Source organism: Agromyces sp. H66 (genome assembly GCF_004959775.1).
In the GTDB taxonomy this organism is placed as follows: Bacteria; Actinomycetota; Actinomycetes; order Actinomycetales; family Microbacteriaceae; genus Agromyces.
On the sequence record NZ_SJZG01000003.1, the window covers coordinates 197,691 to 223,464 of the forward strand.

The 25,774-nt window shown below is 72.2% G+C and carries 25 protein-coding genes; 13 read left to right on the plus strand and 12 right to left on the minus strand.

The genetic code is table 11. The features are described from left to right. Positions 1 to 2 precede the first annotated feature (2 nt). Positions 3 to 992, plus strand: a complete 990-nt coding sequence (locus tag EZM51_RS06755) for a proline dehydrogenase family protein (protein ID WP_136707485.1) — start codon at positions 3 to 5, stop codon at positions 990 to 992. Here EZM51_RS06755 and EZM51_RS06760 read toward each other — a convergent pair. Both EZM51_RS06760 and purM read right to left on the minus strand, forming a co-directional pair. Further along, a complete protein-coding gene (locus EZM51_RS06760) occupies positions 977 to 1,735 on the minus strand; it encodes an LLM class flavin-dependent oxidoreductase (RefSeq protein WP_136707486.1) in 759 nt (252 codons plus the stop codon). The genes EZM51_RS06755 and EZM51_RS06760 overlap by 16 nt on opposite strands. A gap of 5 nt (positions 1,736 to 1,740) precedes the next feature. Further along, entirely contained in the window at positions 1,741 to 2,847 is a 1,107-nt protein-coding gene (purM, locus tag EZM51_RS06765) for a phosphoribosylformylglycinamidine cyclo-ligase (protein WP_136707487.1), read from the minus strand. Between the two features lie 69 nt (positions 2,848 to 2,916). Here purM and EZM51_RS06770 point away from each other — a divergent pair, with 69 nt between their 5' ends. The 4 genes from EZM51_RS06770 (at position 2,917) to EZM51_RS06785 (ending at position 5,093) form a co-directional block, all read left to right on the plus strand. After that, positions 2,917 to 3,525 (plus strand): zinc-binding alcohol dehydrogenase, encoded by a 609-nt coding sequence (locus EZM51_RS06770; protein WP_136707488.1) that lies wholly within the window; start codon positions 2,917 to 2,919, stop codon positions 3,523 to 3,525. A 78-nt stretch (positions 3,526 to 3,603) separates the two neighbouring features. After that, positions 3,604 to 4,149, plus strand: a complete 546-nt coding sequence (locus EZM51_RS06775) for an Rrf2 family transcriptional regulator (protein WP_248305503.1) — start codon at positions 3,604 to 3,606, stop codon at positions 4,147 to 4,149. Beyond that, positions 4,146 to 4,631, plus strand: coding sequence for a cupin domain-containing protein (locus EZM51_RS06780; RefSeq protein ID WP_136707490.1), 486 nt, complete (start codon positions 4,146 to 4,148; stop codon positions 4,629 to 4,631). Before EZM51_RS06775 ends, EZM51_RS06780 begins: the two co-directional genes overlap by 4 nt. Before the next feature lie 27 nt (positions 4,632 to 4,658). Next, on the plus strand, positions 4,659 to 5,093 hold the full coding sequence (locus tag EZM51_RS06785) for a hotdog fold thioesterase (protein ID WP_136707491.1): 435 nt from the start codon (positions 4,659 to 4,661) through the stop codon (positions 5,091 to 5,093). A gap of 256 nt (positions 5,094 to 5,349) precedes the next feature. Here EZM51_RS06785 and EZM51_RS06790 read toward each other — a convergent pair whose 3' ends face one another. The 7 genes from EZM51_RS06790 to EZM51_RS06820 all read right to left on the minus strand — a co-directional run bounded on the left by EZM51_RS06790 (position 5,350) and on the right by EZM51_RS06820 (position 13,972). Then, positions 5,350 to 7,599 carry a TIM-barrel domain-containing protein gene (locus EZM51_RS06790; protein ID WP_136707492.1) on the minus strand — a complete coding sequence of 750 codons (2,250 nt, stop codon included), beginning with the start codon at positions 7,597 to 7,599 and terminating at the stop codon, positions 5,350 to 5,352. After that, the gene (locus tag EZM51_RS06795) at positions 7,596 to 8,741 is read right to left on the minus strand and encodes a glycoside hydrolase family 15 protein (protein ID WP_136707493.1); all 1,146 of its coding nucleotides are present in this window, start codon (positions 8,739 to 8,741) and stop codon (positions 7,596 to 7,598) included. The genes EZM51_RS06790 and EZM51_RS06795 overlap by 4 nt, the downstream gene beginning before the upstream one ends. An 81-nt stretch (positions 8,742 to 8,822) precedes the next feature. After that, complete coding sequence (locus tag EZM51_RS06800) at positions 8,823 to 10,067, minus strand: sugar ABC transporter substrate-binding protein (RefSeq protein ID WP_136707494.1); 1,245 nt, start codon at positions 10,065 to 10,067, stop codon at positions 8,823 to 8,825. A gap of 68 nt (positions 10,068 to 10,135) precedes the next feature. Beyond that, positions 10,136 to 11,014 (minus strand): carbohydrate ABC transporter permease, encoded by an 879-nt coding sequence (locus EZM51_RS06805; RefSeq protein WP_136707495.1) that lies wholly within the window; start codon positions 11,012 to 11,014, stop codon positions 10,136 to 10,138. Beyond that, positions 11,007 to 11,852: a sugar ABC transporter permease gene (locus EZM51_RS06810; protein WP_211195837.1), complete on the minus strand. Its 846-nt coding sequence runs from the start codon at positions 11,850 to 11,852 to the stop codon at positions 11,007 to 11,009. Before EZM51_RS06810 ends, EZM51_RS06805 begins: the two co-directional genes overlap by 8 nt. A gap of 127 nt (positions 11,853 to 11,979) precedes the next feature. After that, on the minus strand, positions 11,980 to 13,188 hold the full coding sequence (locus EZM51_RS06815) for an ROK family transcriptional regulator (RefSeq protein WP_136707496.1): 1,209 nt from the start codon (positions 13,186 to 13,188) through the stop codon (positions 11,980 to 11,982). A gap of 205 nt (positions 13,189 to 13,393) precedes the next feature. Further along, the gene (locus tag EZM51_RS06820) at positions 13,394 to 13,972 is read right to left on the minus strand and encodes a TetR family transcriptional regulator (RefSeq protein ID WP_136707497.1); all 579 of its coding nucleotides are present in this window, start codon (positions 13,970 to 13,972) and stop codon (positions 13,394 to 13,396) included. Between the two features lie 71 nt (positions 13,973 to 14,043). Between EZM51_RS06820 and EZM51_RS06825 the strand changes: the two genes are divergently transcribed. Both EZM51_RS06825 and purF read left to right on the plus strand, forming a co-directional pair. Next, positions 14,044 to 15,471 carry an MFS transporter gene (locus EZM51_RS06825; protein WP_136707498.1) on the plus strand — a complete coding sequence of 476 codons (1,428 nt, stop codon included), beginning with the start codon at positions 14,044 to 14,046 and terminating at the stop codon, positions 15,469 to 15,471. A gap of 144 nt (positions 15,472 to 15,615) precedes the next feature. After that, complete coding sequence (purF, locus tag EZM51_RS06830) at positions 15,616 to 17,073, plus strand: amidophosphoribosyltransferase (RefSeq protein ID WP_136707499.1); 1,458 nt, start codon at positions 15,616 to 15,618, stop codon at positions 17,071 to 17,073. 119 nt (positions 17,074 to 17,192) lie between these two features. On the opposite strand, the gene EZM51_RS06835 is transcribed toward purF, so the two are convergent. Both EZM51_RS06835 and EZM51_RS06840 read right to left on the minus strand, forming a co-directional pair. Next, on the minus strand, positions 17,193 to 17,627 hold the full coding sequence (locus tag EZM51_RS06835; RefSeq protein ID WP_136707500.1) for a hypothetical protein: 435 nt from the start codon (positions 17,625 to 17,627) through the stop codon (positions 17,193 to 17,195). 87 nt (positions 17,628 to 17,714) lie between these two features. Continuing rightward, a complete protein-coding gene (locus tag EZM51_RS06840; protein WP_136707501.1) occupies positions 17,715 to 18,143 on the minus strand; it encodes a sterol carrier family protein in 429 nt (142 codons plus the stop codon). Positions 18,144 to 18,297: 154 nt separating this feature from the next. On the opposite strand from EZM51_RS06840, the gene purD reads away from it, so the two are divergent. The 3 genes from purD (at position 18,298) to EZM51_RS06855 (ending at position 21,504) form a co-directional block, all read left to right on the plus strand. Beyond that, the gene (purD, locus tag EZM51_RS06845; protein ID WP_136707502.1) at positions 18,298 to 19,611 is read left to right on the plus strand and encodes a phosphoribosylamine--glycine ligase; all 1,314 of its coding nucleotides are present in this window, start codon (positions 18,298 to 18,300) and stop codon (positions 19,609 to 19,611) included. Positions 19,612 to 19,624: 13 nt separating this feature from the next. After that, complete coding sequence (locus tag EZM51_RS06850; protein ID WP_136707503.1) at positions 19,625 to 20,569, plus strand: phosphoribosylaminoimidazolesuccinocarboxamide synthase; 945 nt, start codon at positions 19,625 to 19,627, stop codon at positions 20,567 to 20,569. Between the two features lie 92 nt (positions 20,570 to 20,661). Next, on the plus strand, positions 20,662 to 21,504 hold the full coding sequence (locus EZM51_RS06855; protein WP_136707737.1) for a VOC family protein: 843 nt from the start codon (positions 20,662 to 20,664) through the stop codon (positions 21,502 to 21,504). A 203-nt stretch (positions 21,505 to 21,707) separates the two neighbouring features. On the opposite strand, the gene EZM51_RS06860 is transcribed toward EZM51_RS06855, so the two are convergent. Next, entirely contained in the window at positions 21,708 to 22,361 is a 654-nt protein-coding gene (locus EZM51_RS06860; protein ID WP_136707504.1) for a TetR/AcrR family transcriptional regulator, read from the minus strand. A gap of 224 nt (positions 22,362 to 22,585) precedes the next feature. On the opposite strand from EZM51_RS06860, the gene kynA reads away from it, so the two are divergent. From kynA to EZM51_RS06875, 3 genes are read left to right on the plus strand one after another with little or no spacing between them, the layout of a single operon-like run. Then, positions 22,586 to 23,464 (plus strand): tryptophan 2,3-dioxygenase, encoded by an 879-nt coding sequence (gene kynA / locus EZM51_RS06865; protein WP_282568133.1) that lies wholly within the window; start codon positions 22,586 to 22,588, stop codon positions 23,462 to 23,464. A 3-nt stretch (positions 23,465 to 23,467) separates the two neighbouring features. Next, positions 23,468 to 24,487 carry a hypothetical protein gene (locus tag EZM51_RS06870; RefSeq protein ID WP_136707505.1) on the plus strand — a complete coding sequence of 340 codons (1,020 nt, stop codon included), beginning with the start codon at positions 23,468 to 23,470 and terminating at the stop codon, positions 24,485 to 24,487. Positions 24,488 to 24,519: 32 nt separating this feature from the next. Further along, complete coding sequence (locus EZM51_RS06875; protein ID WP_136707739.1) at positions 24,520 to 25,743, plus strand: aminotransferase class V-fold PLP-dependent enzyme; 1,224 nt, start codon at positions 24,520 to 24,522, stop codon at positions 25,741 to 25,743. The last annotated feature ends 31 nt before the right edge of the window (positions 25,744 to 25,774 follow it).

Below are 25,774 nucleotides of genomic sequence, written 5' to 3' on the forward strand. Positions count from 1 at the left end.
GCATGTCAGATCACCGTTCACCCGCCGCCGAGGTGCTTCGCGCATGGGCGCTCGACGAGCGGCTCAAGGCCCGCGCCATGGCCGACCCCACGCTGGCGGCGGTCGCACGCCGGATCGCCGCCCGGTACGTCGCCGGCGACACCGTGGACGACGCACTCGCGGCCGCCCGAGCCATCGCCGGGCGCGGACACCGCGTGAGCCTCGAGTACACCGGGGAGAGCGTGCGCGATGCCGAGGTCGCCGATCGGGAGACCGAGGTCTTCGTCGCGCTCATCGGCCGGCTGCGCGAGATCGAACTGCCCGCCACGATCTCGTTCGACCTCAGCCACATCGGACTGCTGCAGGGGGCCGACCACGTGCATCGCAACGGGATGCGCCTCGCGGAGGCGATCGCGCCGCTCGGCACGGAGCTCATGGTCTCGGCCGAGGCATCCGATCGCACCGATCTCGTGCTCGAGGCGACCGGACGGCTCGCCGCGGCGGGTGCCCCGATCGGGCTCACGTTGCAGGCGCGGCTGCACCGCACCCCCACCGACCTCGACCGGGCGCTCGCCCTTCCGGGCCCGCTGCGCCTGGTGAAGGGCGCGTTCCTCGAATCGGCGGGCGCGGCACTGGCCCGCGACGCCGCCGAACTCCCGAGCCGCTACCTCGAACTCGGCGGCGCGCTGATCGGATCGGGGCATCGGGTGAACATCGCCACGCACGACCCCGACCTCGTCGACGCGGTGCTGCGCGATCACCCCGAGGCGGTTCGATCCGGGCAGGTGGAGTTCGAGATGCTCCGCGGCCTCGGCACCGAACTCCTCGACCGCCTGCACCACGACGGCCACCCGACTCGCGAGTACGCGCTCTTCGGCACCGAGTGGTGGCTCTACGTGCTCAACCGCATCGCCGAGCAGCCCGACCGGGTGTTCGACGCCATCCTCGACGCGGGCGGGCGATCGGATGCCGCGGGGCAGACGGCCGGCGTCGCGGCCTACGCCGCCTCCTGAGACCAGCGCGCGGTCTCCTCGACGAAGTCCTCGAGTTCGGCGAGCGATCCCGCCGGCGTGACGGCGCGCAGAACGACCTCGTCGACCACGTCGAAGGCGGCGAGGTCGGCCGCGGCCGAGATCGTGGTGTCGATCGGCCGCACGCCGAGGCGCTCGAAGTTCTCGGCGTACGACGGCACGGCGGCGTAGCGTTCGGCCTCACGCTCGAGCGCGGCGCGCGCGGCGGGCTCCGCGATGGTGCGCACGTACAGCACGCCGCGCACCGCGCGTCCGGCGGCCGCGTCGCGCAGCTCGGTCATCGCCTCGGCCGCGGCCGCGGGCGTGAGCCAGTTGAACAGCACGCCGTCGGCGCGCTCGGCCGCCAGCCGCCGCATGCGCGGACCCAACGCGCCGACGACGATGGCGGCATCCGTCGCCCTGCGTACCGTCGCGATGCCGTCGCGCACGAGGGCGAGCGGATGCCGCGCGGCACCGGAGCCGATGCCGATGGTGGTGCGCTCGGTGGGGAGGTCGCCGATGTCGAGGGTGTCGGCGGGGCGCCGGTCGAGCGGGATCACGCCCGTCGCGAGACGTAGCGTCTCGGTCGCTGTCGCGGCGACGCGGAGACCGGCCAGCGAGTCGCCGCGCGGCACGTCGTTCAGCCAGAGTGCCGAGAAGCCGAGTCGCTCGATGCGCGGCGCGAGCGCCCGGATCGTGGCGGGATCGGTGGTGCCGGGGATTCCGATCGAGACGGCCGCGCGCATACGGCTCAGCTCGCGTACGAGCCGACGAGTCGCACGGCGCCGCCGTCGACGCCTTTCGCGCCCTGCTCGAAGCCCGAGAGGTCGCGGTCGCCGGTCGTGACGTTGCCGGCCTGCCACGCGGGCAGGCCGAGCGTGTCGAGCTCGGCCATGACGTCGGCCGCGGCATCCGCTGCCACCACCGCGAAGAAGCCGATGCCGAGGTTCCAGGTGCCCTCGGTCGACTCGAGCGTGGTGCCGGCCAGGTCGTTCAGCACTCGGAAGACCGGGGCGGGCGACCACGTCGAGCGGTCGACCTCGACCCAGGTGCCGCGCGGCAGCACGCGCGCGAGGTTCGCCGCGATGCCGCCTCCGGTCACGTGCGAGAGCGAGTGCACGGATGCCGCGAGCCGATCGTGCTCGAGGAGCTTCACGAGCGGCCCGGAGTACAGCCGCGTCGGCTCGAGCAGCGCCTCCCCCCAGGTCGCGCCGAGATCGGGTGCGGCATCCGTGTAGGACAGTCCCGCGTTCTGCAGGATGTGCCGCACGAGCGAGAACCCGTTGGAGTGCAGGCCGCTCGACGCGATGGCGAGCACGGCGTCGCCGTCGGCCACGCGCTCGGCGCCGAGGAGGCGGTCGGCCTCGACGACCCCGACCGCCGCACCCGCGACGTCGTAGTCGTCGACGCCCATGAGCCCGGGGTGCTCGGCGGTCTCGCCGCCGACGAGCGCGGTGCCGGTCTCGGCGCAGGCGCGCGCGATGCCGGTGACGATCGCGGCGATGCGCTCGGGCACGACCCTGCCGCACGCGATGTAGTCGGTCATGAAGAGCGGCTTCGCGCCGACCACGACGATGTCGTCGACGACCATGCCGACGAGGTCCTGCCCGATCGTGTCGTGGATGTCGAGCGCCTGCGCGATCGCGATCTTCGTGCCGACGCCGTCGGTGGAGGTCGCCAGCAGCGGCCGCTCGAACGCCTTCGCGAAGGAGAGGTCGAACAGGCCGGCGAAGCCGCCGACGCCACCGAGCACGTTCGGCCCGTGGGTCTTCGCGACCGCCTCCTTCATGAGCTCGACGGCGAGGTCGCCGGCCGCGGTGTCGACTCCGGCGGCGGCGTAGGACGAGTTCGCGGTCACCTGTCAAGCGTACCCGCGGCCCGCGCGGCGAACGGTGACGTGCCCGCCGCACGGGACTAAAATGAGGTCATGTCGGGGGCCACGCCGTCGTGGGTGATTCGCGAGAACGCGAGTCGCTCGGTTCTCCTCGCCCTCTACCTGCGCGAGGTGCTCGGCATCGCGTCGCCCGTCGAACTGCCCCGGCTCCGGGATGTCGGCGCCGTCGGCGACCGGCTCGAGATCGACCGGCACGACCTGCTCGAACGCCAGTGGCGCGCCTGGTGGGCGATGACCGTCGAACCCGAGGCGCATCCGTCGCCCGTGCCGCTCGAGCTCGTCGACGCGTATGACACCGACGTCGCCCTGCCGGTCTCGGACGCCGAAGTGCTCGCCGCCGCGATCGTGCCGCATGCCGAGGCGGCGCGGGCGTGGGCGGAGTGGGCGCACCAGACCTACCGTTCGGCGTCCGCCGCGCGACGCGGGGATTCCTACCGCGCGTACGCCGGCACGATCGCCGAGCACGAACGCGAGGTCGGTCGGCGAGCGCACTCGTTCGAGCTCAACGTCGAGGTCATGCCCTTCACGGCGCCCGGCGTCTGGTGGATCGGCGCCATGACCGTGGCGGTCACCGACTCGCTGCGGTCGGATGCCTCGGCCTTCGACGACGCGATCCACCCGATCATCGCCGAGCTCGCGTAGCCGCCGGCGGATGCACGCCGGCGAGAGCCGCGGTCTTGCGTCTCGCTATTCTGGATGTGTAATATCCAGAATATGCAGATGAGCGAAGGCGTCGAGTGGGCGCTCCACACCTGCCTGAACCTGAGCTGGGTGCCCGAGGGCGAAGCGAAGACGACGGCACAGGTCGCGGCGTTCTACGACCTTCCGCCGGCCTACCTGAACAAGCAGCTCCAGGCGTTGGTTCGCGCCGGAATCCTCACCTCGGTCTCGGGGCCGCGGGGCGGCTTCCGCCTGGCACGCGAGCCCGACGACGTGAGCCTCCTCGACGTCGTCGTCGCGATCGAGGGTCGCACCGAGGCGTTCGCGTGCGCGAACCTGCTGGCCGAGGGGCCCGGCGGAGACCCGTCGGTCGACTACGCGGTGACGTGCATCCTCTCGCAGGCGATGTCGCGAGCCGACCTGGCATGGCGTCGCGAACTCGCAAGCCGCACGCTGGGCGACATCCGCCGCGACGTCGAGCAGGCCTACCCGGGAACCCCCGAGGCCACGCGCGACTGGTTCGCGAACGCCCGACCGGCCCGTCGCCCCACGATCCCCGAACGACCCGCAACCGAGAACACGATCCAGAACACGGAGAGATCATGACCACGACCATCACCCACACCATCGTCCGCGGCGACGAGGCCGAACAGGTCGTCGACGGCCCCACGAGCACCATCACGCTCCTCGCCGACCGCGAGCACACGAACGGCACCACGAGCATCAACCGCGCATACCTCGCCGCAGGGTCGCCCGGTGCTCCGGCGCACCGGCACGACCACGCGACGGAGACGATCTTCGTCATCGCGGGCTCGCTCGACGTGCTCATCGACGACGAGGTGCACACCCTCGCCGCCGGCGACCTCGCCTTCATCGCCGCGGGCACCACGCACGCCTTCGCTCCCACCGCGGGCCGCGAGGCCGACATGCTGGCGATCTACACCCCCGGCCAGGAACGCTTCCCCTACTACCGGATGCTCGAGCAGCTGCACCGCGGTGAGATCACCCTCGCCGACCTGCAGGCGACGTCGGACCGGTTCGACAACCGCTACGTCGACAGTGCGGCCTGGCGGGCGTCGCGAGCCTGACCGTCACGTCGTGCCAGACTCGATCGCATGAGCATCTGGTTCGGCGAACCCTCCGTCGAGTGGGCCAACTCCCGCTGCGACGGCACCGCGATCCGTGCGCTCGGCATCGAGATGACCGAGCTCACGGCGGACTCCCTCAAGGGCCGCATGCCCGTCGACGAGCGCACCAGGCAGCCGGGCGGGGTGCTGCACGGCGGGGCATCCGTCGTCCTCGCGGAGACGCTCGCGAGCTGGGGCGCGAGCTTCACGGTGGATCCCGCCGCGAACTACTGCGTCGGCATGGAGATCAACGCCAACCACGTGCGACCGGTGGCCGACGGCTGGGTCTACGGCGAGGCGCGGCCGATCACCCGCGGGCGCACGACGCAGGTGTGGGACATCCGCATCACCGACGAGCAGGACCGGCTCGTGTGCGTCTCGCGCTGCACCATGGCCGTGCTCGCGAAGCCGTCGGAGTACTGAGGCGCGCGGGCGCCGACCTCACCAGCCGAGACGCCCCCGCACCGCGGCGAGGCCCCTGGCCGGCACGCCGGCGGCGCCGCCTCGAACGTGCGCGCCGGATCGAGCGAGTCCGACCGCGCCCGCGACTCGGACCACTCGTCGACGCGGTCCCGCTCGGCGGTCGAGCCCATGCCCACGAGACCGACGACGTCGTCGCGCTCGGCGAGGCCGTGCTCGACCGCGTCGAGGAACTCCTCGAACCTCGCCCGCGCGTCGGTCACGACGGCTCCGCGAACACCTCGCGCAGCCGCGGCCACGCGTCGGCCCGTACGAAGACCGGCACGCGGTCGATGGGCACGGCCGCGCGCACGAGTTCGCCGCCGGCCCGGCGTTCGCCCGTCCACGCGTCGATCCACTCGCCCGGCGGCAGCGCCGTCTCGTGCTCCCGCTCACCCTCGACGACGACCGGCGAGACGAACAGGTCGCGCCCGAGGAACCACTGCAGCGGGTGCGTCCACGCCGTCTCGAGATCCGGATGGTCGAAGTACACCGGCCGCATGAGCGGCGCCGAGGTGCGGATGCTCTCGACCGCCTCCGCGGCCAGGTACGGCACGAGCCGCTCGCGCAGCTTCGCGAAGCCGCGGAACACGGGCACCACGCGATCGTCGCCCGTCTGCTCGGCCACGTTCCACGGCGTGCGGTCACGCGACGGGCGGCGGTGGTGGTTGAACTCGGAGTGGTACTGCATGATCGGCACGAACGTCGAGGCGGCCGTCGCCCGCAGGTAGAGCTCAGGGCTCGGCAGCGGACCCGAGAACCCGGCGATGTCCCAGCCCCAGTAGAGGATGCCGCACGCCGCCGCCGAGAGCCCGGCGAACATCGACCAGCGGAACGCGTCCCACGTCGAGTTCTCGTCGCCCGCCCAGAACGCGCCGTGCGCCTGCGATCCGGTGAACCCCGCGCGACTGAACGTCACCGGCGCCTTGCCGGCCGAGCGGAGCAGGTCGCCGTAGGCCTTCGCGTACGCGACGGGGAAGCGATTGTTGCCCTCGTCGCCTCGCGTGCCGTCGAGGTAGACGAGCTCGCGACCCCACGCGTGCTCGCCGCCGTCGGTCTTGAACCCGTCGATGCCGATCTCCTCGACGAGGTAGCGGCGCTTCTCGGTCCACCAGCGGGCGGCCCGCTCGTCGGTGAGGTCGGGCATCGTCGACAGCGGGAACCACCAGCCGCGGTTGCGGTACGGGTGCAGTTCGCCACGCGCATCGGGCTCGCGGATGAGCACGCCCTCGCGGGCCGCGGCGACCGCGTCGGCCCGCGCCTGGCCGGTGGGGTGGGGCCTCGCCTTCAGCAGGGGGATCTGCCAGAGATGCAGTCGGATGTCGCGGGCGTGCAGTTCGTCGACCATCCCCTTCGGGTCGGGCCACGCGCCATCGGCCGGAAACGTGAAGTCGGCGAGCCGGTGCGGCGCGCCATCCTCGGCGACCTCGTACTCGGCGTCGCGGAATGCGGTGAAGGTGCGCTCGTCGCTCCACGCCTCGATGACGATCGACCCGACCGGCACGTCGTGGTCGCGGTGCAGGTCGACCTGCCGCATCACCTCGGCCTGCGTGTTCCACTCGTTGCCGCTCGCCCAGAGCCGGAAGACCCAGTCGGGCAGCTCCTCGGGGCGGCCGACCTCGGCGAGGAACGCGTCGAGCACGGCCGTCGGCGTGCCGTCGTAGAACGCGACGGTCGCGGCGGGCTCGCCGGCCGCGGCATCCGTCTCGACCTCGACGACGATCGCGTCGGGAGCGCTCGCGCCCACGTCGAACCAGACGCGGCGCGACGTGCGCACGTGGAATCCCCAGCCCTCGCCGCCGACGACGTGCGCGAACGGCATGGGCAGGTAGGTCCTGCGCTCGGCGCCCTGGCTCTTGTACTGCTCGAAGACCACGGAGTCGAGGCTCGTGCCCCGGTGGTCGAGCGCGTCGAAGCGCTCGCCGAACCCGGTCACGTGCTCGCGGGTCGCGAGCGGCAGGGCGAAGCGCACCCGGCGCACGCGCTCGCCGTCGGTGAGCACCGACACGCTGCCGGGCAGCACCCGGTCGCCGCCCGCGGTCGCGACGGTCTCGTCGGGCACCGACGTCCACGCCGAGGTGCGCGCCTCGAACCAGCGGGTGCGCTGCGTCGCGCCCTCCGCGGTGCGCCCCACCAGGCGGTACCGGATGTCGCTACCGGCCGCCGGCGCGTCGAACGTGACCGCCCAGCCACCGGCCGAGCGGGCGAGCCGCGCCTGCGCCGACGCGAGGTGCCCGCCGTCGATGGTCTTGCCTCGTGAGGTGCGGGCGACGCGCTCGAGGGGCATCCGCTGCTCGGCGGCCTCGCCGGTGGGCCGCGTGATCACGAGTTCCGCGTCGACCTCGACGAGGTCGGGCGTCGTCCGGGCGCCGAGCGTGAGCGGAGACCCGGCGACGGGATCGACGGGCCGGCGCTGCTCGGTGTCGATCGAGTACGGGTGCCCGGACCCGTTGGGACGGTGGCGGATCATTCGCGGGTCTCTCCTGCGTTCGGGGCGTCTGCGACGCCGAGCTCGACGGCGAGGCGCATGAACATGGCGTGGCTCCAGAGCAGCGGTTGCGCGACCGGGCCCCAGCGCTCGACCCACTCGTCGACGCGCTCGGGCGCCAAAAGGTGCCCGCCGACCTGCTCGGGCATGGCGCCGTCGGGGGCTGCGGTGCCCGCCGCCCAGTCGAGCAGTTCGCGGGCCCGATCGACGTCGCCGGCACGCGCGTGCGCGACGCCGAGCATGCACGACAGCAGGGGCCAGCGCCCGCCGCCGTAGAAGGAGTCGTCGAGGTAGCGGTGCACGCCGCCGTCGAACGTGAGGTCCCGCTCGATCGCCGCGACGGTCGCGCGGCCGGTATCGGATGCCGCGGGCACGACCTCGAGGAGCCCGACGACCGACGCGAGGCTCGCGTCGACGGCGCTCGAACCGAGCCACTTCGCGAGGTGGCCGTCGGCGACGCCCTCGGTGCGGATGAGCTCGACGATCTCGGCTTCGGCTTCGGCGGCGGATGCCTCGTGGTCGGCGTCGAGCACGCCGAGCGCGACCGCCTCGCGGAGTCCTGCCGCGATGCATCCGAGGGTCGAGACGTGCACGTGCATCGCGTGCTCCTCCCACCAGTCGAAGCAGGGACGCCGCCACGACGAGCACAGGTACTCCACGCTGAGCTCCACGGCGCGCGCCCAACGCGCGGCATCCGTGCCATGACGACGCACGTGCTCGCCGACCGCCCACAGCCACGTGCCGTAGCCGTCGAGCTGGAAGTCCCACCACTCGTCGAGGCCCGCCCTACCCTCGAACGTGAACCGCGTCGGCAGCATCGCGCCGTCGGCGACGGGTCGCCCGTCCTCGGCCGCCGCCGTGATCGCGGCGATCTCGTCGGCGCGCGACTCGAGCACGCGGGCGCACCAGTCGAAGAAGCGCTCGGCCGACTCCGTCCGGCCGTAGCTCGACATGCCGTCGGCGATGAACGCCCCGTCGCGGAACCAGCTGTATCCCGCATAGGCGGAGAACGTCGGGCTCGCCGGATAGGCGCCGCCCGCGTCCTGCAGGGCGGCGATGAGGTCGGCGCTCGACTCGACGAGTCGGGCGATCGATCGCGGTCGGTCGATCTCGGGCAGGGTCATCCGTGGGCTGCTTTCGTGGTCGTGCGCTGGTGGCGGGTGACGGGGCCGGGCGCTGGTGACGCGCCCGGCCCCGGTGGGAGATCAGCGCCCGATGACGGCGTTGATGCGCTCCTCGGCGGAGGCGAGGGCCTCCTCCACGGTCTTGCGACCCGACTGCGCCTCGACGAGCTCCTCGGTCATGATGTCCTGCATCTCCTGCTGGCCTTCGGCCACGACCGGGGGCAGGGCGATGCCGTCGAGCGAGTCGAACACCGCCTGGCGGTTCGCCGGCTTGTCCTTCTCGAGGTAGGTGGCGAGCGCCGCCTCGTCGGAGATCGGCGGGAGCTCCCAGCCCGAGTCGAGGCGGACCTGCACCATCACGTCGCTCGACGTGAGGAACTCGGCGAACTTCGCCGCAGCCTCCGGGTGCTCGGATCCCGACGAGACGCCGACCGCGTTCGAGAACACGGCGCTCGCCTGCTGGGCGTTGCCCGGCTCGACCGCGATGTCCCAGCCGAACGGCACGTCGGCGACGGCGCCGAACACCCAGATGCCGGTGTGCAGCATCGCGAGCTTGCCGTCCTTGAACAGGTTGGTGTCGAAGTCGGGCGTGCCCTGACCCTGCTCGATGGTCGGCATCACGGTGCCGCTCTTGCCGACGAGCCACTGCGCGGCCTCGATGCCCTCTGGCGTGTTGAAGGCGACCTCGGTGCCGTCCTCGCTGAGGAAGTCACCGCCGTTCTGCGCGAGCGCCTTGTAGAACTCGTAGAAGCTCACGGGCTGGTGGTCGCCCCAGACGCCGGCCGCGGCATCCGTCAGCTGCTCGGCCGCGGCCTGCTCGTCGGCCCAGGTCCAGTCGGACGTCGGGTACTCGAGTCCCGCCGCGTCGAACAGGTCGGCGTTGTAGTAGAGCACGACGGCCGAGAACGAGCTCGGCAGCGCGAACTGCGTGCCGTCGGTCTGGTACGCCTCGAGGAGGCTCTGCCGGTAGGCGTCGGTGTTCTCGACCGGCAGCTCGGCGAGCACGCCGTTCGCCTGGTACTGCGCGTAGTTGGCGTACTCGATGTCGAACAGGTCGGCGACGGTGCCCGCCGCGAGGTCGGTCTGCAGCGCCGTTCCGTAGTCGGCGTACGGGAGCGTGGTGACCTCCACGGTGATATCGGGGTTCTCCTCCTCGAACGCGTCGACGATGGCCTGGAGGTTCTCCTCGTTGCCGTCGTTCGAGATGAAGTTCGTGTAGGTGATGGTCACCTGGCCGTCGTCGGCGGCGTCGCCGGCGGCGCAACCGCTCAGGGCGATCGCCGCGGCGGCCGCGATGCCGACGGCGGCGAATGCTGTGGTCCTCATGGTGGGTATCTCCTTCGATAGGGGTGAGGGGTGGATGGATGGATGCGCGGGGCCGCGGTGCGGCCCGCCTACTTCAGCCCGGTGTTCGCGACGCCTTGGATGACGTACTTCTGGGCGAAGAGGTAGATGGCGAGCATCGGCAGGATGCTGATGACCGAGCCGGCCATGACGACGTCCCACTCGGTCGTGTACTGCCCCTGCAACCCCGCGAGGGCGACGGGGAGGGTCTGCAGCTCGGGCGAGCGCAGCACGACGAGCGGCCACAGGAAGCTGTTCCAGCTGCCCATGAACGCGAACACCGCGAGGGTCGCGAGCGCGGGCCTGATGTTCGGGAGCACGACGGTCCAGAAGATCCGGAAGTGGCCGGCTCCGTCGATCGCGGCGGCCTCGTCGAGCTCGACGGGCACCTGGTTCATCGCCTGCCGCAGCAGGAAGATGCCGAACGCCGCCGCGAAGGTCGGCAGCAGCGCGCCCAGGTAGGTGTCGACCAGCCCGAATGCGCGGAACTCGGCGAACAGCGGCACGACGAGCACCTGCAGCGGGATCATCATCGTCGCGAGGTAGACGCCGAACACGATCGTGCGCCCGGGGAACGGCAGCCTGCTGAACGCGTACGCCGCCGTCGCGCTCGTGAACAGCTGCACGAGCGTGGTGACCGTGGCGAGCAGCACGCTGTTGGCGACGACGCGCGCGAACGGGACCTCGGAGAACAGCTGCACGTAGGCGTCGAGGCCGGGGTCGTCCGGAACGATCCGGGGCGTCGAGCTGAGCCCGGTGCCGGGGCTGAACGAGGCGACGAGGGTCCAGTAGAACGGGAAGAACATCGCGAGCGCCCCGAGCACCATCACGACGTGCAACAGCACGCTCCGGGTGAGGGCGGCGCGGGCCGCCGGGCTGCGGCGCGCGGTCGTCGGCTCCGTACGGGTGTCGGTCGTCGCGTCAGCCATAGTTCACCCACCTCCGCTGACCGCGGATCTGCACCACCGTGACCGCGAGGATGACCAGGAACAGGAGCCAGGAGAGCGCGGATGCCTCGCCGGCGCTGCCGTATCGGAAGGTGAGGTCGTAGATCTGCTGCACGACGACCTGCGACGCGCCGCCCGGGCCTCCCCCGGTCATCGCGTAGACCTGGTCGAACACCTGGAAGCCGTTGATGAGCGAGATCACGACGACGAAGAACGTGGCCGGCGAGAGCAGCGGCAGGGTCACCGAGAAGAGGCGCCGCCACCAGCCTGCGCCGTCGACGCGGGCGGCATCGACGAGTTCGGGGTCGATCGCCTGCAGTCCCGCCAGCAGGATGACCATCACGAATCCGACGTCCTTCCACGCCGAGGCGAGGATGATCGACGGCATCGCCCATGCGGGATCGGACCACCAGCCGGGTCCCTCGATGCCGAAGAAGCCGAGCACGGTGTTCACGACGCCGTTCGACGGGTTGAGCAGCCATCGCCAGACCAGCGCGACCACGATCCAGCTCGTGATGACGGGCAGGAAGTACACGCCGCGCAGCAGGGTTCGGCCGCGGAGGGCGGTATTGAGCGCGAGCGCGATCGCGAGGCCGCCGACGTAGACGAGCGGCAGGTAGCCGACGATGTACATCGCGGTGTGCAGGAACACGTCGGCGGTACCCGGGTCGGTGAGGAGCTTCGCGTAGTTGTCGAGCCCCACCCAGGTCGCCGGCGCGAGCAGGTTCCATTCGGTGAGGCTGATCCAGGCCGCCGCGACCATGGGGCCGAGCACGAAGAGCGCGAGCGGGATCGCGCTCGGCAGCAGGAACACGAGCACCGTGAGGGCGTAGCGGAGGCGGCGCGACCGACGCGGGCGATGCGCGCCCGGTCGGCCCGGCCACCCGCGCGGGGTCCGCGTGCGGGGCCGTCGGCGACCTCCGCCGCGGCCTCGCCGATGAGGGCGGTCATGGCCGTGCCGCCTGCTCCACCAGTCGCGCGCGGATGAGCCGACCCTGGTCGCCCGCGGCGCCTGCGGCGTCGAACGGCGTCGCGAGCACGAGCGCGGCGGCGCCCTGGGCCCAGCTCTCGTCCTGCCACGTCTCGACCTCGACCGGGAGGCTGCGCCGGTGCCGCAGCAGGTGCGACCGGAACGCGGGCTCGAAGCCGTACGACCAGTGCCGCCAGGCGACGACGCCCTCGCCGAGCACCACGACGAACGCGGGGTCGATCGTGTGCACGACGCCGGCCAGGGTCCGCCCGAGCAGGGCTCCGGCCTCGCTGAAGATCTGCGCGGCACGCGCGTCGCCGGCCTCGGCCGCCGCCTGGAGCGCGGCGACGCCGGCCGTCGCGGAGATCACGCCCCGTTCACGGGCCCGGGAGACGAGGGCCGCCTCGCCGATGTGGGCTTCGAGGCATCCGTCGTTGCCGCAGCTGCATCGGGGACCGTCGTCGGTGATCGGGATGTGGCCGATCTCGCCCGCGCCACCCGACGCGGCGCGCAGCACGCTGCCCTCCACGACGATGCCGGCGCCGATGCCCGTGCCGATCGTGACCACGAGGAAGTTGTCGTGCGAACGGCCGAGTCCGAACAGCCGCTCGGCGACGGCCAGTGCGTTCACGTTGTTCTCGACGATGACGGGCAGCTCGAGCGCGCGGCGGAGCGCGTCGCCGAGCTCGACGCCGCTCCAGCCGAGCTGGGGCGCGTCGACGATGCCGCTGCCGGGGAGATCCACGCTGCCGGGCACGCCCACGCCGACCCCGAGCAGGGTCGCGCCCGCGCCGCCGGAGATGAAGTGGCGGATGCGCTCGACGAGCTCGGTGAGGTACGTGCTCGAGGCGGCGTCGAACGGCTCGCTCGCCGAGCGCAGCACGCGCCCGTCGATGCCGACCTCGACGAAGGCGACATGGTCGGCGACGACCTTGACGCCGATCGCGCGGCTCGAGGAGGCCGCCAGGCCGAGCAGCCGCGCGGGTCGTCCGCCGTTCGAGGGCGCCTGCTCGAGTTCGACCAGGAGTCCGTCGGCGAGCAGGTCCTTGACGAGCTGCGTCATGAGTGCGGGCGAGACCCCCAGCACGCGGGCGAGCTCGGCACGGGAGGCCGGGCCGTTGGCGCCGAGCTGGGCGAGGATCGCCGAGCGGTTGACGTCGGTGCGGGTGGTTGAGCGGATCGCCATCGATACCTCGGGTCGGGTGCTGGGGTGTGGGGTTACTTTAGAACTAAATAAACTCCAAAAGCAAGCCCTAGAGCACACACTCGCCTCGAGTCGTCAGTGACGGCGGGCTGCGGCGGCCTGGAGCCGCCATCAGTGACGACTGGGTGGTTCGGGCGACGACTGGGCGGTTCGGGCGGCGACGGCGCGGGCGGCGCCCGCGCCGTCGTCAGCCGGCGGGCGCGGTGAGCAGCGAGACCACGGTCGTCGCGACGACGCGATCCGCGTCCGCCTCGGCGAGCCGACCGGCGCGCAACTCCGCCGCCGCCGAGTGCAGCAGCGCCGAGAAGCAGGTCGTCAGCCACTCGGCGCTGAGATCGCGCCGCATCGACCCCTCGCGCTGGCCGCGTTCGATGAGGGCCTGCACGCGCGCCATCGGCTCGGCGTGGTGGGCCATGATGCGCTCGTTCGAGAGGGCCTCCTCGGCCGCGCCGAGCAGCCGGTGGAACGTGTCGACGATGCGCCAGGACCTGCGCACGAGGCGGTCGAGGGCGGCCACCGGGTCTCCCTCGAGATCGAGCTCGGCGAGCTCCGCCTCCGACCGGTCGATGGTGCGGATGAGCACGGCTTCGACCAGTTCTTCACGCGAGGCGAAATGCCCGTAGATGGTGACCCGGACGACGCCGGCCGCCTTCGCGATGTCGGACATGCTCGCGCCGGGATCGTCGCTGAGGCACCGGGCCGCGGCGTCGAGGATGGCGTCGCGGTTCCGCAGGGCATCACGGCGCGTGGATCGGGAGCTCGTCACGCCTTGATCTTATCTCGACACCGATGTATAAGTTAATACCTTGACAGCCCTGTAAAAGATCGGAGCCGCACATGACGCACACCCATGCAGACCGACTCGCCCCCGCGCGCAGTCCGGGTCGCCTCGACACCCTGGCCCTCGTCGTGCTCGCGCTCGCCCAGGCGATGCTCGTGCTCGACGTCACCGTGGTCAACGTCGCGCTCCCGGTGATGAGCGCGGAGCTCGGGCTCGCGACCGAGCTCGCCGGATGGGCCGTGGCGGCCTACGCCGTGCCGTTCGGCGGCCTCCTGCTCCTCGGCGGGCGCCTCGCCGACGTCGCCGGCACCAGACGGATGCTCCTCGCCGGCCTCCTGCTGTTCACGATCGCCTCGCTCGCCGTCGGGCTGGCGACCAGCGCCGAGTGGTTCCTCGCCGCCCGCGCACTGCAGGGCGCCGGAGCCGCGCTCCTCTCGCCGGCGGCGCTCGCCGCCCTCCTGCATCGCTTCCAGGCCGGCGCCCGCCACCGCGCCCTCGCCGTCTGGGGCGCGGTCGGCGGCGGCGGTGCCGCCCTCGGGGTGCTCCTCGGCGGGCTCCTCACCGGCGGCCCGGGCTGGCGCTGGATCTTCTTCGTCAACGTCCCCATCGGCATCCTCGTGGCCGCAGGCGTCGTCGTGTTCGCGGTCGCCCCACGCGTAACCCCACGCCGCGAGCGCGTCGACCTCGCGGGTGCGCTGCTCGCGACGGCGGGGCTCGGCAGCCTCGTGGCGGCGCTCTCGGCGACGGCCACGGGCGAGCCCCTGCTCTCCGCGGGGCTCGCGGCGGTCGGGATCGCCCTGCTCGCCGCCTTCGTGGCGGTCGGGATCGCCCTGCGCGCCGCCTTCGTGGCGGTCGAGCGCCGATCGGCGCAGCCGCTCGTGCGGCTCGGGCTCATCCGCTCGCGGTCGGTCGCGACCGGCTCCCTGCTCATGCTCGTCGCGACCGGCCTCCTCGTGGGCGCACTGTTCATGTTCTCATTCGAACTGCAGGCCGAATCCGGGTGGTCGCCGATCGCGACGGGGCTCGCCTTCCTCCCCATCTCGGTCGCGATCGTCGCCGGCTCGCACACGGCGGGGCGACTCGTCGGTCGGCTCGGGCCGCGCATCGTGGGATCCGTCGCCCTGCTCGTCGCGGCGATCGGCCTCGGCGTCGCCGCGACCGCGATCACGGTCGGCTGGCCGGAGGCGATCGCGATCGTCGGCGTGGCACTGACCGCCCTCGGCCTCGGCGCCGCCCTGGTCTGCGCGAGCACGACCGCGCTCGGCGGCGTCGAGCAGGACGAGGCGGGCGCGGCATCCGGTGTGCTCAACTCCTTCCACGAACTCGGCAGCGCCGCGGGCGTCGCCGGTCTCGGGGCGATCGCCGCCGCCGGCATCGGGATCGGGTTCCAGGCGGCCGCGGGTGCGGCGGCCGTCGCGGCGCTCCTCGCCATGGCCCTCATCGCGCCCGGGGCGCCGCGCACGACCGGCCGGTTCGTGCACTGAATCCGCCATCGGGTGGCCGCCGGCCACGGGACATCCGCTCACGTGCGCATCGGCGGCCACTCAGCCGGCTCACACGCGCACATGTGGGAGGATGGATCGTCCAGCTCGGACGCATCACCCCACACCCGAGGAGCCATTGCTCGCATGTGCGGCATCGTCGGCATCGTCTCCACCGAACCCGTCAACCAGCAGATCTACGACAGCCTGCTCCTGCTGCAGCACCGCGGCCAGGACTCCACCGGCATCGCCACCGCCGACGGGCCGGTGTTCCACATGGCGAAGGCGCGCGGGCAGGTGCGCGAGGCGTTCCGCACGCGCGACATGCGGTCGCTCCTCGGCGACATGGGGCTCGGGCACGTGCGCTACACCACGAAGGGTGCGGCCGAGCGCGAGGAGGAGGCGCAGCCGTTCTACGTGAACGCGCCGTACGGCATCATCCTCGTGCACAACGGCAACCTCACGAACACGCGCGAACTCTCGGAAGACCTCTTCCGCATCGACCGCCGCCACGTGAACTCCACGAGCGACACCGAGATGCTGCTCAACGTGCTCGCCACCGAGCTGCAGGGGCAGATCACGGGCCTCGAGCTCGACCATGACCAGGTGTTCCGCGCCGTCGAGCTCGTGCACGAGCGCGTCGAAGGCTCCTACGCCGTCATCGCGCTGATCGCCGGCTACGGACTCCTCGCGTTCCGCGACCCGTTCGGCATCCGCCCGCTCATCCTCGGCCGCCGCACGACCGAGGCCGGCAAGGACGAATGGATCGTGGCATCCGAATCGCTAGTGCTCGAGAACGGCGACTACGAGATCGTGCGCGACGTCGAACCCGGCGAGGCGATCTTCATCACGCTCGACGGCCAGATGATCTCGCGGCAGTGCGCCCGCAATCCGCGCCTGGTGCCGTGCTCGTTCGAGTACGTGTACCTCGCCCGCCCCGACTCCGTCATGAACGGCATCTCGGTGTACGAGGCGCGCCTGCGCATGGGCGACCGGCTCGCGACCACCATCGAGACCCACATGGACAAGGGCGACATCGACGTCGTCATGCCCATCCCCGACTCGTCGCGCCCCGCCGCCATGCAGGTCGCGCAGAAGCTCGGCATCGAGTACCGCGAGGGCTTCTACAAGAACCGCTACGTCGGCCGCACGTTCATCATGCCCGGGCAGGCGCAGCGCCGCCGCTCGGTGCGTCAGAAGCTCAACGCCATGGGCACCGAGTTCCGGGGCAAGAACATCCTCATCGTCGACGACTCGATCGTGCGGGGCACGACCTCGAAGGAGATCGTCGAGATGGCCCGCGCCGCCGGCGCCAACAAGGTCACGTTCACCTCGGCGGCTCCCCCGGTGCGCTACCCGCACGTCTACGGCATCAACATGCCGAGCCGGCAGGAACTCGTCGCCCACGGTCGCAAGATCCCCGAGATCGCCCGCGAACTCGGCGCCGACCACATGATCTACCAGGAGGTCGCCGACCTGCAGGCCGCGATCACCGAGGGCACGTCGATCAAGCAGCTCGACCTGTCGTGCTTCACGGGCGAGTACGTCACGGGCACGGTCACCGAGGAGTACCTCGAGTGGGTGGAGCAGACGCAGCTGAGCTGAGCGGATGCCGCGGCGCGGCGTTCGTGGCGGCGCACGTCGTCGCCGTGGCGGCCGTTCCTCGCCGCGGCGCACCGAGTTCGGCCGCCGTCGCGCGTTCGGACCGCCGCCGTGCGGCGCGGCTACTCGCCGGCGCGGTGCGTGGACTCGTGCTCGGCGATCGCCGCCGCCGCCCGGCGGGCGAGCGCCCGGTCGAGCAGGAGCGCCGTGAGCGCACCGAGCGCGGCGCCCACGGTCGCGCAGATGAGGAGCAGGAACCCGAATATCTGGCCCTTGTCGAACTCCACCAGCTGCCCCTCCGGGGGCTCGCCCGAGAACGCGAACGTGAGGATGAGCGCCACGACCGCACCGACCAGCGCACCGAGCGTGATGAAGCGCCCGTAGCAGGGGGCTCGCCGCACCATGACCGCGTCGCTCGTGACCTCGGTCTCGACGGGCTCGGCGGGCGCGGGGACGTCTCCGCCGGCACTGGCCGCGGCACTGGCCGCACCGTTTCCGCCGACGCCGGACGCGGAGATCGGTTCGGGCGTCTCGGGGGAGTTCTGCGTGTCGCTCACTCCCCCATTGTCCCGCACCGCCGAGCCACCCGCGTCCGGCGCGTCGGCTCGGCCGGCCCGCCCGCCCGGCTCAAGCCGGGGCCACGATCAGGGGATGCGCAGCACGGGCAGTTGTCCGTCGAGGTCCGCGCGTTGGCCGGACGCATGCACTCGACCCGACGCCCGGGCGTCGGCCCACGACAGGTCGCCCACCGCCAGGGCGAGCCACGTGGCGGCATCCGTCTCGACGACGTTCGGCGGCGTGCCGCGCGTGTGCTTCGGGCCCTCGATGCACTGCACCGCGCCGTGCGGCGGAACGCGCACCTCGACGGTGCCGCCGGGCGCCTGCTCGGCGAGGAGCTGCAACGTGTACCGCACGGCGAGCGCGAGGGTCGAACGGTCGACGGCGATGCCCTGAGGCCCTCGACGGGATGCCCCGAGCGCCGCGCCGGCGCCATCGCCCTGCTGCGCGGCGATCGCCTGCACCGTGCTCACCGCTGCCCGCCCCAACCCGTCGTCGATCCGTGCCCGTGCCATGCCTCCATCCTCCACCCTGCGCACCCGACCCCTCTCGGCGACCTGAATTCAGGAGCTCGGCGGGGTCGGCGAATGGTCGGAGCGCGGTTCCGACCGGGATTCGGGAGCACCCGCGCGCCCGTTCCTGAATCCTGAAACGGGGTAGCCTGAACCGGTGAGAATCCTCGTCCTCGGCTCGGGCGCGCGCGAGCACGCCATCATCCTCGCGCTCCTCGACGAGGAGGCCGGTCACGAGATCATCGCGGCTCCCGGCAACGCCGGCATTGCGGCATCCGAAACCTCGTCGGCACGCGGCAGCGTGACCACCATCGCACTCGACCCGACCGACCCCGTGCTCGTCGCCGACTACGCGTTCGACAACGACGTCGAGCTCGTCGTCATCGGCCCCGAGGCGCCGCTCGTCGCCGGTGTGGCCGACGCCCTCCGCCCCCGCGGCATCGCCGTGTTCGGGCCGGGCCGGGCCGCCGCCGCACTCGAGGGCTCGAAGACCTTCGCCAAGCGCGTCATGGAGGCCGCGGGCGTGCCCACCGGACGCGCGACGCTCGCCGACACCCTCGCCGAGGTCGAGGCGACGCTCGACGACTTCGGCGCTCCCTACGTCGTGAAGGCCGACGGGCTCGCCGCCGGCAAGGGCGTGCTCGTCACCGACGACCGCGACGCCGCGCTCGCGCACGCCACCCACTACCTGCAGCAGGGGCCCGTGCTCGTCGAGGAGTTCCTCGACGGCCAGGAGGTCTCGCTGTTCCTGCTGTCCGACGGCACGAACGTGGTGCCCCTCTCGCCCGCGCAGGACTACAAGCGTCTGCGCGACGGCGACCGGGGACCCAACACGGGCGGCATGGGCGCCTACTCGCCGCTGCCGTGGCTCGCCGACCGCTTCGGCAGCGAGCAGGCCTTCGTCGACGAGGTCATCGAGACCATCGCGAAGCCGACGGTGAAGCAGCTCGCCGAAGAGCAGACGCCGTTCATCGGGCTGCTGTACGCGGGCCTCATCCTGACCCCGCGCGGCATCCGCGTCATCGAGTTCAACGCGCGGTTCGGCGACCCCGAGACGCAGGTCGTGCTGCCCCGTCTCGAGACCCCGCTGTCGGGCCTGCTGTTCGCCGCCGCGACGGGCGGCCTGGGGCAGGCGCCGCGTCCGGTGTTCCGCCCGGATGCCGCGGTCACGGTCGTGCTCGCGAGCGAGGGGTATCCCGAGGCCCCCGAGACGGGCCGCGTGATCGAGGGCGTCGAGGCCGCGGCATCCGTTCCCGGAGTGCACCTGGCGCATGCCGCGACCGCCATCGGCGCACCCGCGACGCCCGACGCGATCCCGCGGCTCATGGCGACCGGCGGGCGCGTGCTGAACGTCGTGGCCGTCGGCGCCGACTTCGCCGAGGCGCGCCGCCGCGCTTACGAGGCGCTCGGCCACCTCCGCCTCGAGGGCGGGCAGTACCGCACCGACATCGCCGCGCGCGTCGCGGAGTGAGGGGAACGCACGCATGAGCGACGCGACGGACCTGCCCGGCTGGACGCACGTGTACTCGGGCAAGGTGCGCGACCTGTACGTGCCCGCGACGACGCCCGACGATGACGACGACTGGACCGGTGACCCGCTGCGGCGCTCGCGCGTCGTGCTCGTGGTCGCGAGCGATCGGGTCAGCGCGTTCGACCGCGTGCTCGAACCCGCGATCCCGGGCAAGGGCGCCATGCTCACGAAGCTCACCCACTGGTGGTTCGACCAGCTGCCCGAGGTGCCCAACCACCTCGCCTATGCCGAGGACGACCGGCTGGCGGACCTGCCCGAGATCCCGGCCGGCGTGGCCGAACGCTCGATGCTGTGCCGCACCCTCGACATGTTCCCCATCGAGTGCGTCGTGCGCGGCTACCTCGCGGGCGGAGGCTGGACGGAGTACCAGGCCACGGGAGGCATCGGCGGCATCCCACTGCCCGAGGGCCTCTCGAACGGCGACCGCCTGCCCGAACCCGTGTACACGCCCGCGTGGAAGGCTCCGCTCGGCCAGCACGACGAGAACATCTCGTTCGAGCGCACCGTCGAGCTCGTCGGCGAGACCGTCGCCGATCAGCTGCGTGCGCTGTCGCTCGAGATCTTCACGCACGCCTCCGGGGTCGCCGAGGATCGCGGCGTGATCCTCGCCGACACGAAGTTCGAGTTCGGCGCCGACCGCGACACGGGCATCGTCACCCTCGCCGACGAGGTGCTCACGAGCGACTCCAGCCGGTACTGGGACGCCGAGGCGTACCTCACCGCCCCCACCCCCGAGCTGCGCATGGCGAGCTTCGACAAGCAGATCGTGCGCGACTGGCTCGCCGCGAACTGGGACCAGGCCGAGGCCGAGGCACCGCCGCCGCTGCCCGGCGAGATCGTCGAGCGCACCGCCGAGCGCTACCGCGCCCTGTTCGAGCGGTTGACGCTCGGCCTCTGAGGGAATGCAGCACACCCCGCGCGGGGTTATCATTAGTTGTGAGTACAACCAATGGCACGCCGTCGACGGGTCTCCTCGCCGCCGACACCGGCATGGGCGCCGTGACGCTGAAGGTCGGCGACCTCGACGCGATGATCCGCTACTACCGCGACGGCGTGACACTCGAACTGCTCAGCCACGACGGCCCCGTGGCCGTGCTCGGCCGCGGCACGACGCCCATCGTGATCCTCGAGTACGCGCCCGAGCTGAAGCACCCCGGTCCCCGCAGCGCGGGCCTGTTCCACACCGCGATCCTCTTCGACTCGCGTGAGGCGCTCGCGGCCGCCGTCTACTCCGTCGCACTGAAGCATCCGGGGACCTTCACCGGAAGCTCCGACCACCTCGTGAGCGAGGCGTTCTACTTCACCGACCCCGAGGGCAACGGCGTCGAGCTCTACTTCGATCGCGACCGCTCGCAGTGGAGCTGGACGCACGGGCAGATCGAGATGGCCACGATGTTCCTCGACCCGAATCGCTACCTCAGCGAGCACCTCACGCAGGGGGCAGCGGATGCCGCGACCGCGGGCACCGGGCTCGGCGACGCGATCGTCGGCCACGTGCACCTCTCGGTCGGCGACATCCCGAGCGCCCGCGAGTTCTACGTCGACCGCCTCGGCTTCGAGACGACCACGGTGTACGGCAGCCAGGCGCTGTTCGTGGCGGCCGGCGGCTACCACCACCACATGGCCATGAACACGTGGAACAGCGCCGGCGCCGGCCGGCGGGGGCCGGCGCTCGGCCTTGGCAAGGTCGAGATCGTCGTGCCCGGCGCCGACGACCTGGGCGAGCTCGGCGAGCGGATGTCGCACTACGGCCTCGCGACCCGCGACGACGGTCGCACACTCCGGTTCGACGACCCGTGGGCGAACCTCATCGAGGTGCGGGCGGCCGACTGACCCGGCGACGCCGGGCTGGGCCGGCCGGGCCGGGCCGCGCCGGGCCGCGCCGGGCCGCGCCGGTCCCGGATGCACCGCCCCGCCCGATCCTGCGGATATACGATCCGGCGCGCCGCGGTCCGCCGCACCGGCGCGGGGTGTCCGATCGTATATCCGCAGAATCGGGCGGCATGGGTCCCCGGATCGCGTCGGCCGGGAGCCGGTCAGGCCCCCGGGGCGGGGCGCGGGCCCTTCCGGTGCGACATGTCGTGGAAGGTGTCGAAGTCGAGCCCCGCGCCGGGCAGCGGCGTCAGGTCGGGCCGCGCGCGCAGGCCGTCGAGCACGATCGCGAGCTGTCGCCGCCAGTACGGCAGGTAGGTGCCGCCGTACTGGCCGAGCGAGCCGAGCATGTCGACGAGCACGGCGAGGTCGACCGCCGTGACATCGGGGCGGAGCGATCCCTCGGCCTGCGCTCGCTCGACGAGGCCATCGATCGGCTCGGCGAACTCGGCGCCGGGCCGGTAGTCGGGGTCGATCTCGCCCATCCGCCGCATGACGGCCGGAACGTACGGCGCGTTCGCGAGCCACTCCGCGAGACGCTCCAGGTAGAGCTCGACCGATCGCCATCCGGTCTCCGCGGCCAGGATCTCGGGCGCGAGGTCGCGCAACTCGCCGACGCCGAGGTCGTAGAGCTCGCGCACCAGGGCGTCCCTGTTCGGGAAGTGGCGATACACCGTTCCCGCGCCGACGCCCGCCCGGACGGCGAGTTCGTCGAGCGGCGCCTCGACGCCGCGCTCGGCGAAGAGCTTCCTCGCCTCGACGAGGAGCTTCTCGTGGTTTCGTCGGGCATCACGCCGCGACGACACGGCCGCGTTCACGCATTCACCTTATCCGGTCGGTCGGGTATGATTCGGAGGGTCATCTCCGAATCACCGACGCGGCAGATGACGGCCCCTCGGGGGAGGGGGTTTCGGTGCGGCGGGTGGCGGGCCGGTCCGACCGGCCTGGGGGCGCCCGCCGCACCTTCGGCGCCGTGCGCATCCGGCGCCGTGCGCATCCGCCCTCACGATGCGCCGTCGCGCCGCGCGGCTAGGCTGAACGCGTGGCCGACCCCGATGAGCACGAGCGCCCCGTCGCCGAGAACACACGTCGGATCGAGGCATCCGTCGTCACCGACTTCAGCGACCGCATGAGCTACGGCGGCTACCTCGACCTCGACACCCTGCTGGCGGCGCAACGACCGATCTCGCGGCCCGAGCACCACGACGAGCTGCTGTTCATCATCCAGCACCAGACCACCGAGCTCTGGCTGAAGCTCGTGCTGCACGAGCTCGAGACCGCGCGCGACCTGATGCGCGCCGACGAGCTCGCACCGGCGCTGAAGTGCATCGCGCGCGTGAAGCACATCCAGAAGACGCTCACCGAGCAGTGGTCGGTGCTGGCGACCCTCACCCCCACCGAGTACGCGCAGTTCCGCGGCGTGCTCGGCAACGCCAGCGGATTCCAGTCGTACCAGTACCGTGCCGTCGAGTTCGTGCTCGGCAACAAGAACGCGAAGATGATGCAGATCTTCGAGTCGGATGCCGCGGCCACCGCCATCCTCCGGCACGCGCTCGAGTCGCCGAGCGTGTACGACGAGTTCCTGCGGCTCCTCGCCCGGGCCGGGTATCCGATCCCGGCCGAGGTGCTCGATCGGGACGTGACGCTCGCGTGGACCTTCCGTCCCGAGCTCGTCCCGGTGTTCGCGTCGATCTACCGGAACCCCGACGAGCACTGGTCGGCGTACGAGACCTGCGAGGAGCTCGTCGACCTGGAGGACAACTTCCAGCTCTGGCGGTTCCGACACCTGAAGACCGTCGAGCGCATCATCGGCATGAAGACCGGAACGGGCGGGTCGAGCGGCGCGCCGTTCCTGAAGCGTGCGCTCGAGCTCACCTTCTTTCCCGAGCTCTACGCGGTGCGCACCGAGATCCCGGGATGACGGATGCCGCACGCTGAGCACCCTTCGGTCCCCGAGCCGGTCGGCGGGCTCGACCTCGGCCCGCTCGCCGAGCCCGTTCGGCGCTCGTTGAACGGGGAGCACCCCGGCGACACCGGCACGCGGCTGCCGCCCCTCGTCGACCACCACGTGCACCTCATGATCGTCGGGGCGCATGCGCTGGCCGACACCGCGCTCGCGGGCGTCGTCGACCTCGGCGCACCGCTCGACCTCCTGACGGCACGGCGTGCCCACGACGGCCTGCCGCACGTGGAGTTCGCCGGCGCATTCCTCACGGCGCCCGGCGGATACCCGGCCGGGCGTCCATGGGCGGTCGCCGGCTGCACGCGCGAGGTCTCCGCCGCGACGGGCGACGGCCGGGGGTCGCTGCCCGGCCCCGCCGAGACCGCCGTGTCGGAGCAGCGGGCGTTCGGGGCATCCGTCATCAAGGTCGCGCTGAACGCCGCCGCGGGCCCGGTGTTCGACCGGGCGACGCTCGACGCGGTCGTCGCCGCGGCGCACGGACGCGGCATGCCCGTCGTCGCGCACGTCGAGGGCGACGGGATGACGCGGCTCGCGATCGAGGCGGGCGTCGACGCGCTCGCGCACACGCCGTTCACCGAGCGCATCGACGACGACCTCGTCGCGCGCGCCGCGGCCCTCGGGCAGCGGTGGATCTCGACGCTCTTCGTCACGAGCCACGGCGAGCCGTCGCCCGAGCGCGACCTCGCGATCGACAACCTGCGCCGGTTCCGTGCCGCGGGCGGGCGGGTGCTCTACGGCACCGATCTCGGCAACGGCGACCAGCCGCTCGGCGTGAACCCAGCCGAGGTCGCCCTGCTCACCGAGGCGGGGCTCGAGGCATCCGCCGTGCTCGACGCCATCTGCGACCCGTGGCCGCGGGGCGAGCGCGACGACGCCGTCGCGACGTTCGTGCCCGGCGCACCCCCCACGACGCTCGACGGACTCGCCGGCTGGCTCGCCTCGGCGTGCCTCGTGCCGGCCGAAGAACTGGAGGCCCTGTGACCCACGACCCGCATCTCGCCTACGCCCGCCGGATGGACCGCGCCGACGGGCTCGCGCATTACCGCAAGCGATTCGCGGGCGCCGATACCGACCTCGTCTACTTCGACGGGAACTCGCTCGGCCGCCCGCCGCTGTCGGCGATCGAACGCATGGAGCGGTTCCTGCGCGAGGAGTGGGGCGGGCGCCTCATCCGCGGCTGGGATGAATCGTGGATGCAGCTGCCGTTCGAGATCGGCGACCTCATCGGCCGCGCCGTCATCGAGGCCAAGCCCGGGCAGACCGTGATCGGCGACTCCACCACCGTGCTCCTCTACAAGCTCGCGCGCGCGGCCGTCGACGCGCAGCTCCTGCGCGATCCCGATCGCCGCGAGATCGTCGTCGACAGCGACAACTTCCCCACCGACCGGTACGTGCTCGAGGGCATCGCCCGCGAGCGCGGCATGCGCCTGAGGTGGATCGAGGCGGACACCGCCGGCGGCGTGACGAGCGAGCACCTCGCGGAGGCGGCCGGACCCGAGACGGCCCTCGTGGTCATCAGCCACGTCGCCTACCGATCCGCGTACCTCGCCGACGCCCGCGAGCTCACGCGCATCGCGCACGACGCCGGCGCCCTCGTCATGTGGGACCTCTGCCATTCCGCGGGCTCGGTGCCCGTGAAGGCCGACCTGTGGGGGTTCGACCTCGCCGTCGGATGCACCTACAAGTACCTGAACGGCGGTCCGGGCTCTCCGGCGTTCGCGTACGTGCGCGACGACCTGCAGGAGGTGCTCGAACAGCCGATCCAGGGCTGGATGGGCACCGCCGACGTGTTCGCGATGGGGCCCGAGTACGTGCCGGCGCGCGGCATCCGTCGCTTCCTGAGCGGAACGCCGCCCATCGTGGGCATGCTCGCGATGCAGGAGACGCTCGCGATGATCGAGGAGGCGGGCATGCCCGCCATCCGCGCGAAATCCGTCGCCCTCACGGAGTTCGCGGTCTCGGTCGCCGAGGAGTGGCTCGCCCCGCTCGGCGTGACGCTCGCGTCGCCGCTGGACCCCGCCGAGCGCGGCGGGCACGTGACGCTCCAGCACCCCGCCATGCGGGAGGTCACGGCGCGGCTGTGGCAGCAGGACGTGATCCCCGACTACCGCGACCCCGGCGGCCTGCGAATCGGGCTCTCGCCGCTCTCGACGAGCTTCGAGGAGGTGCACCGCGGGCTCGCGGCCGCCCGGGACACGCTCCGGACGGTGCTCACCGAGCGCGCCGGGCTGGCGTAGGCGCGACCGGGTCGCGTCGGGCTGGTCGGGT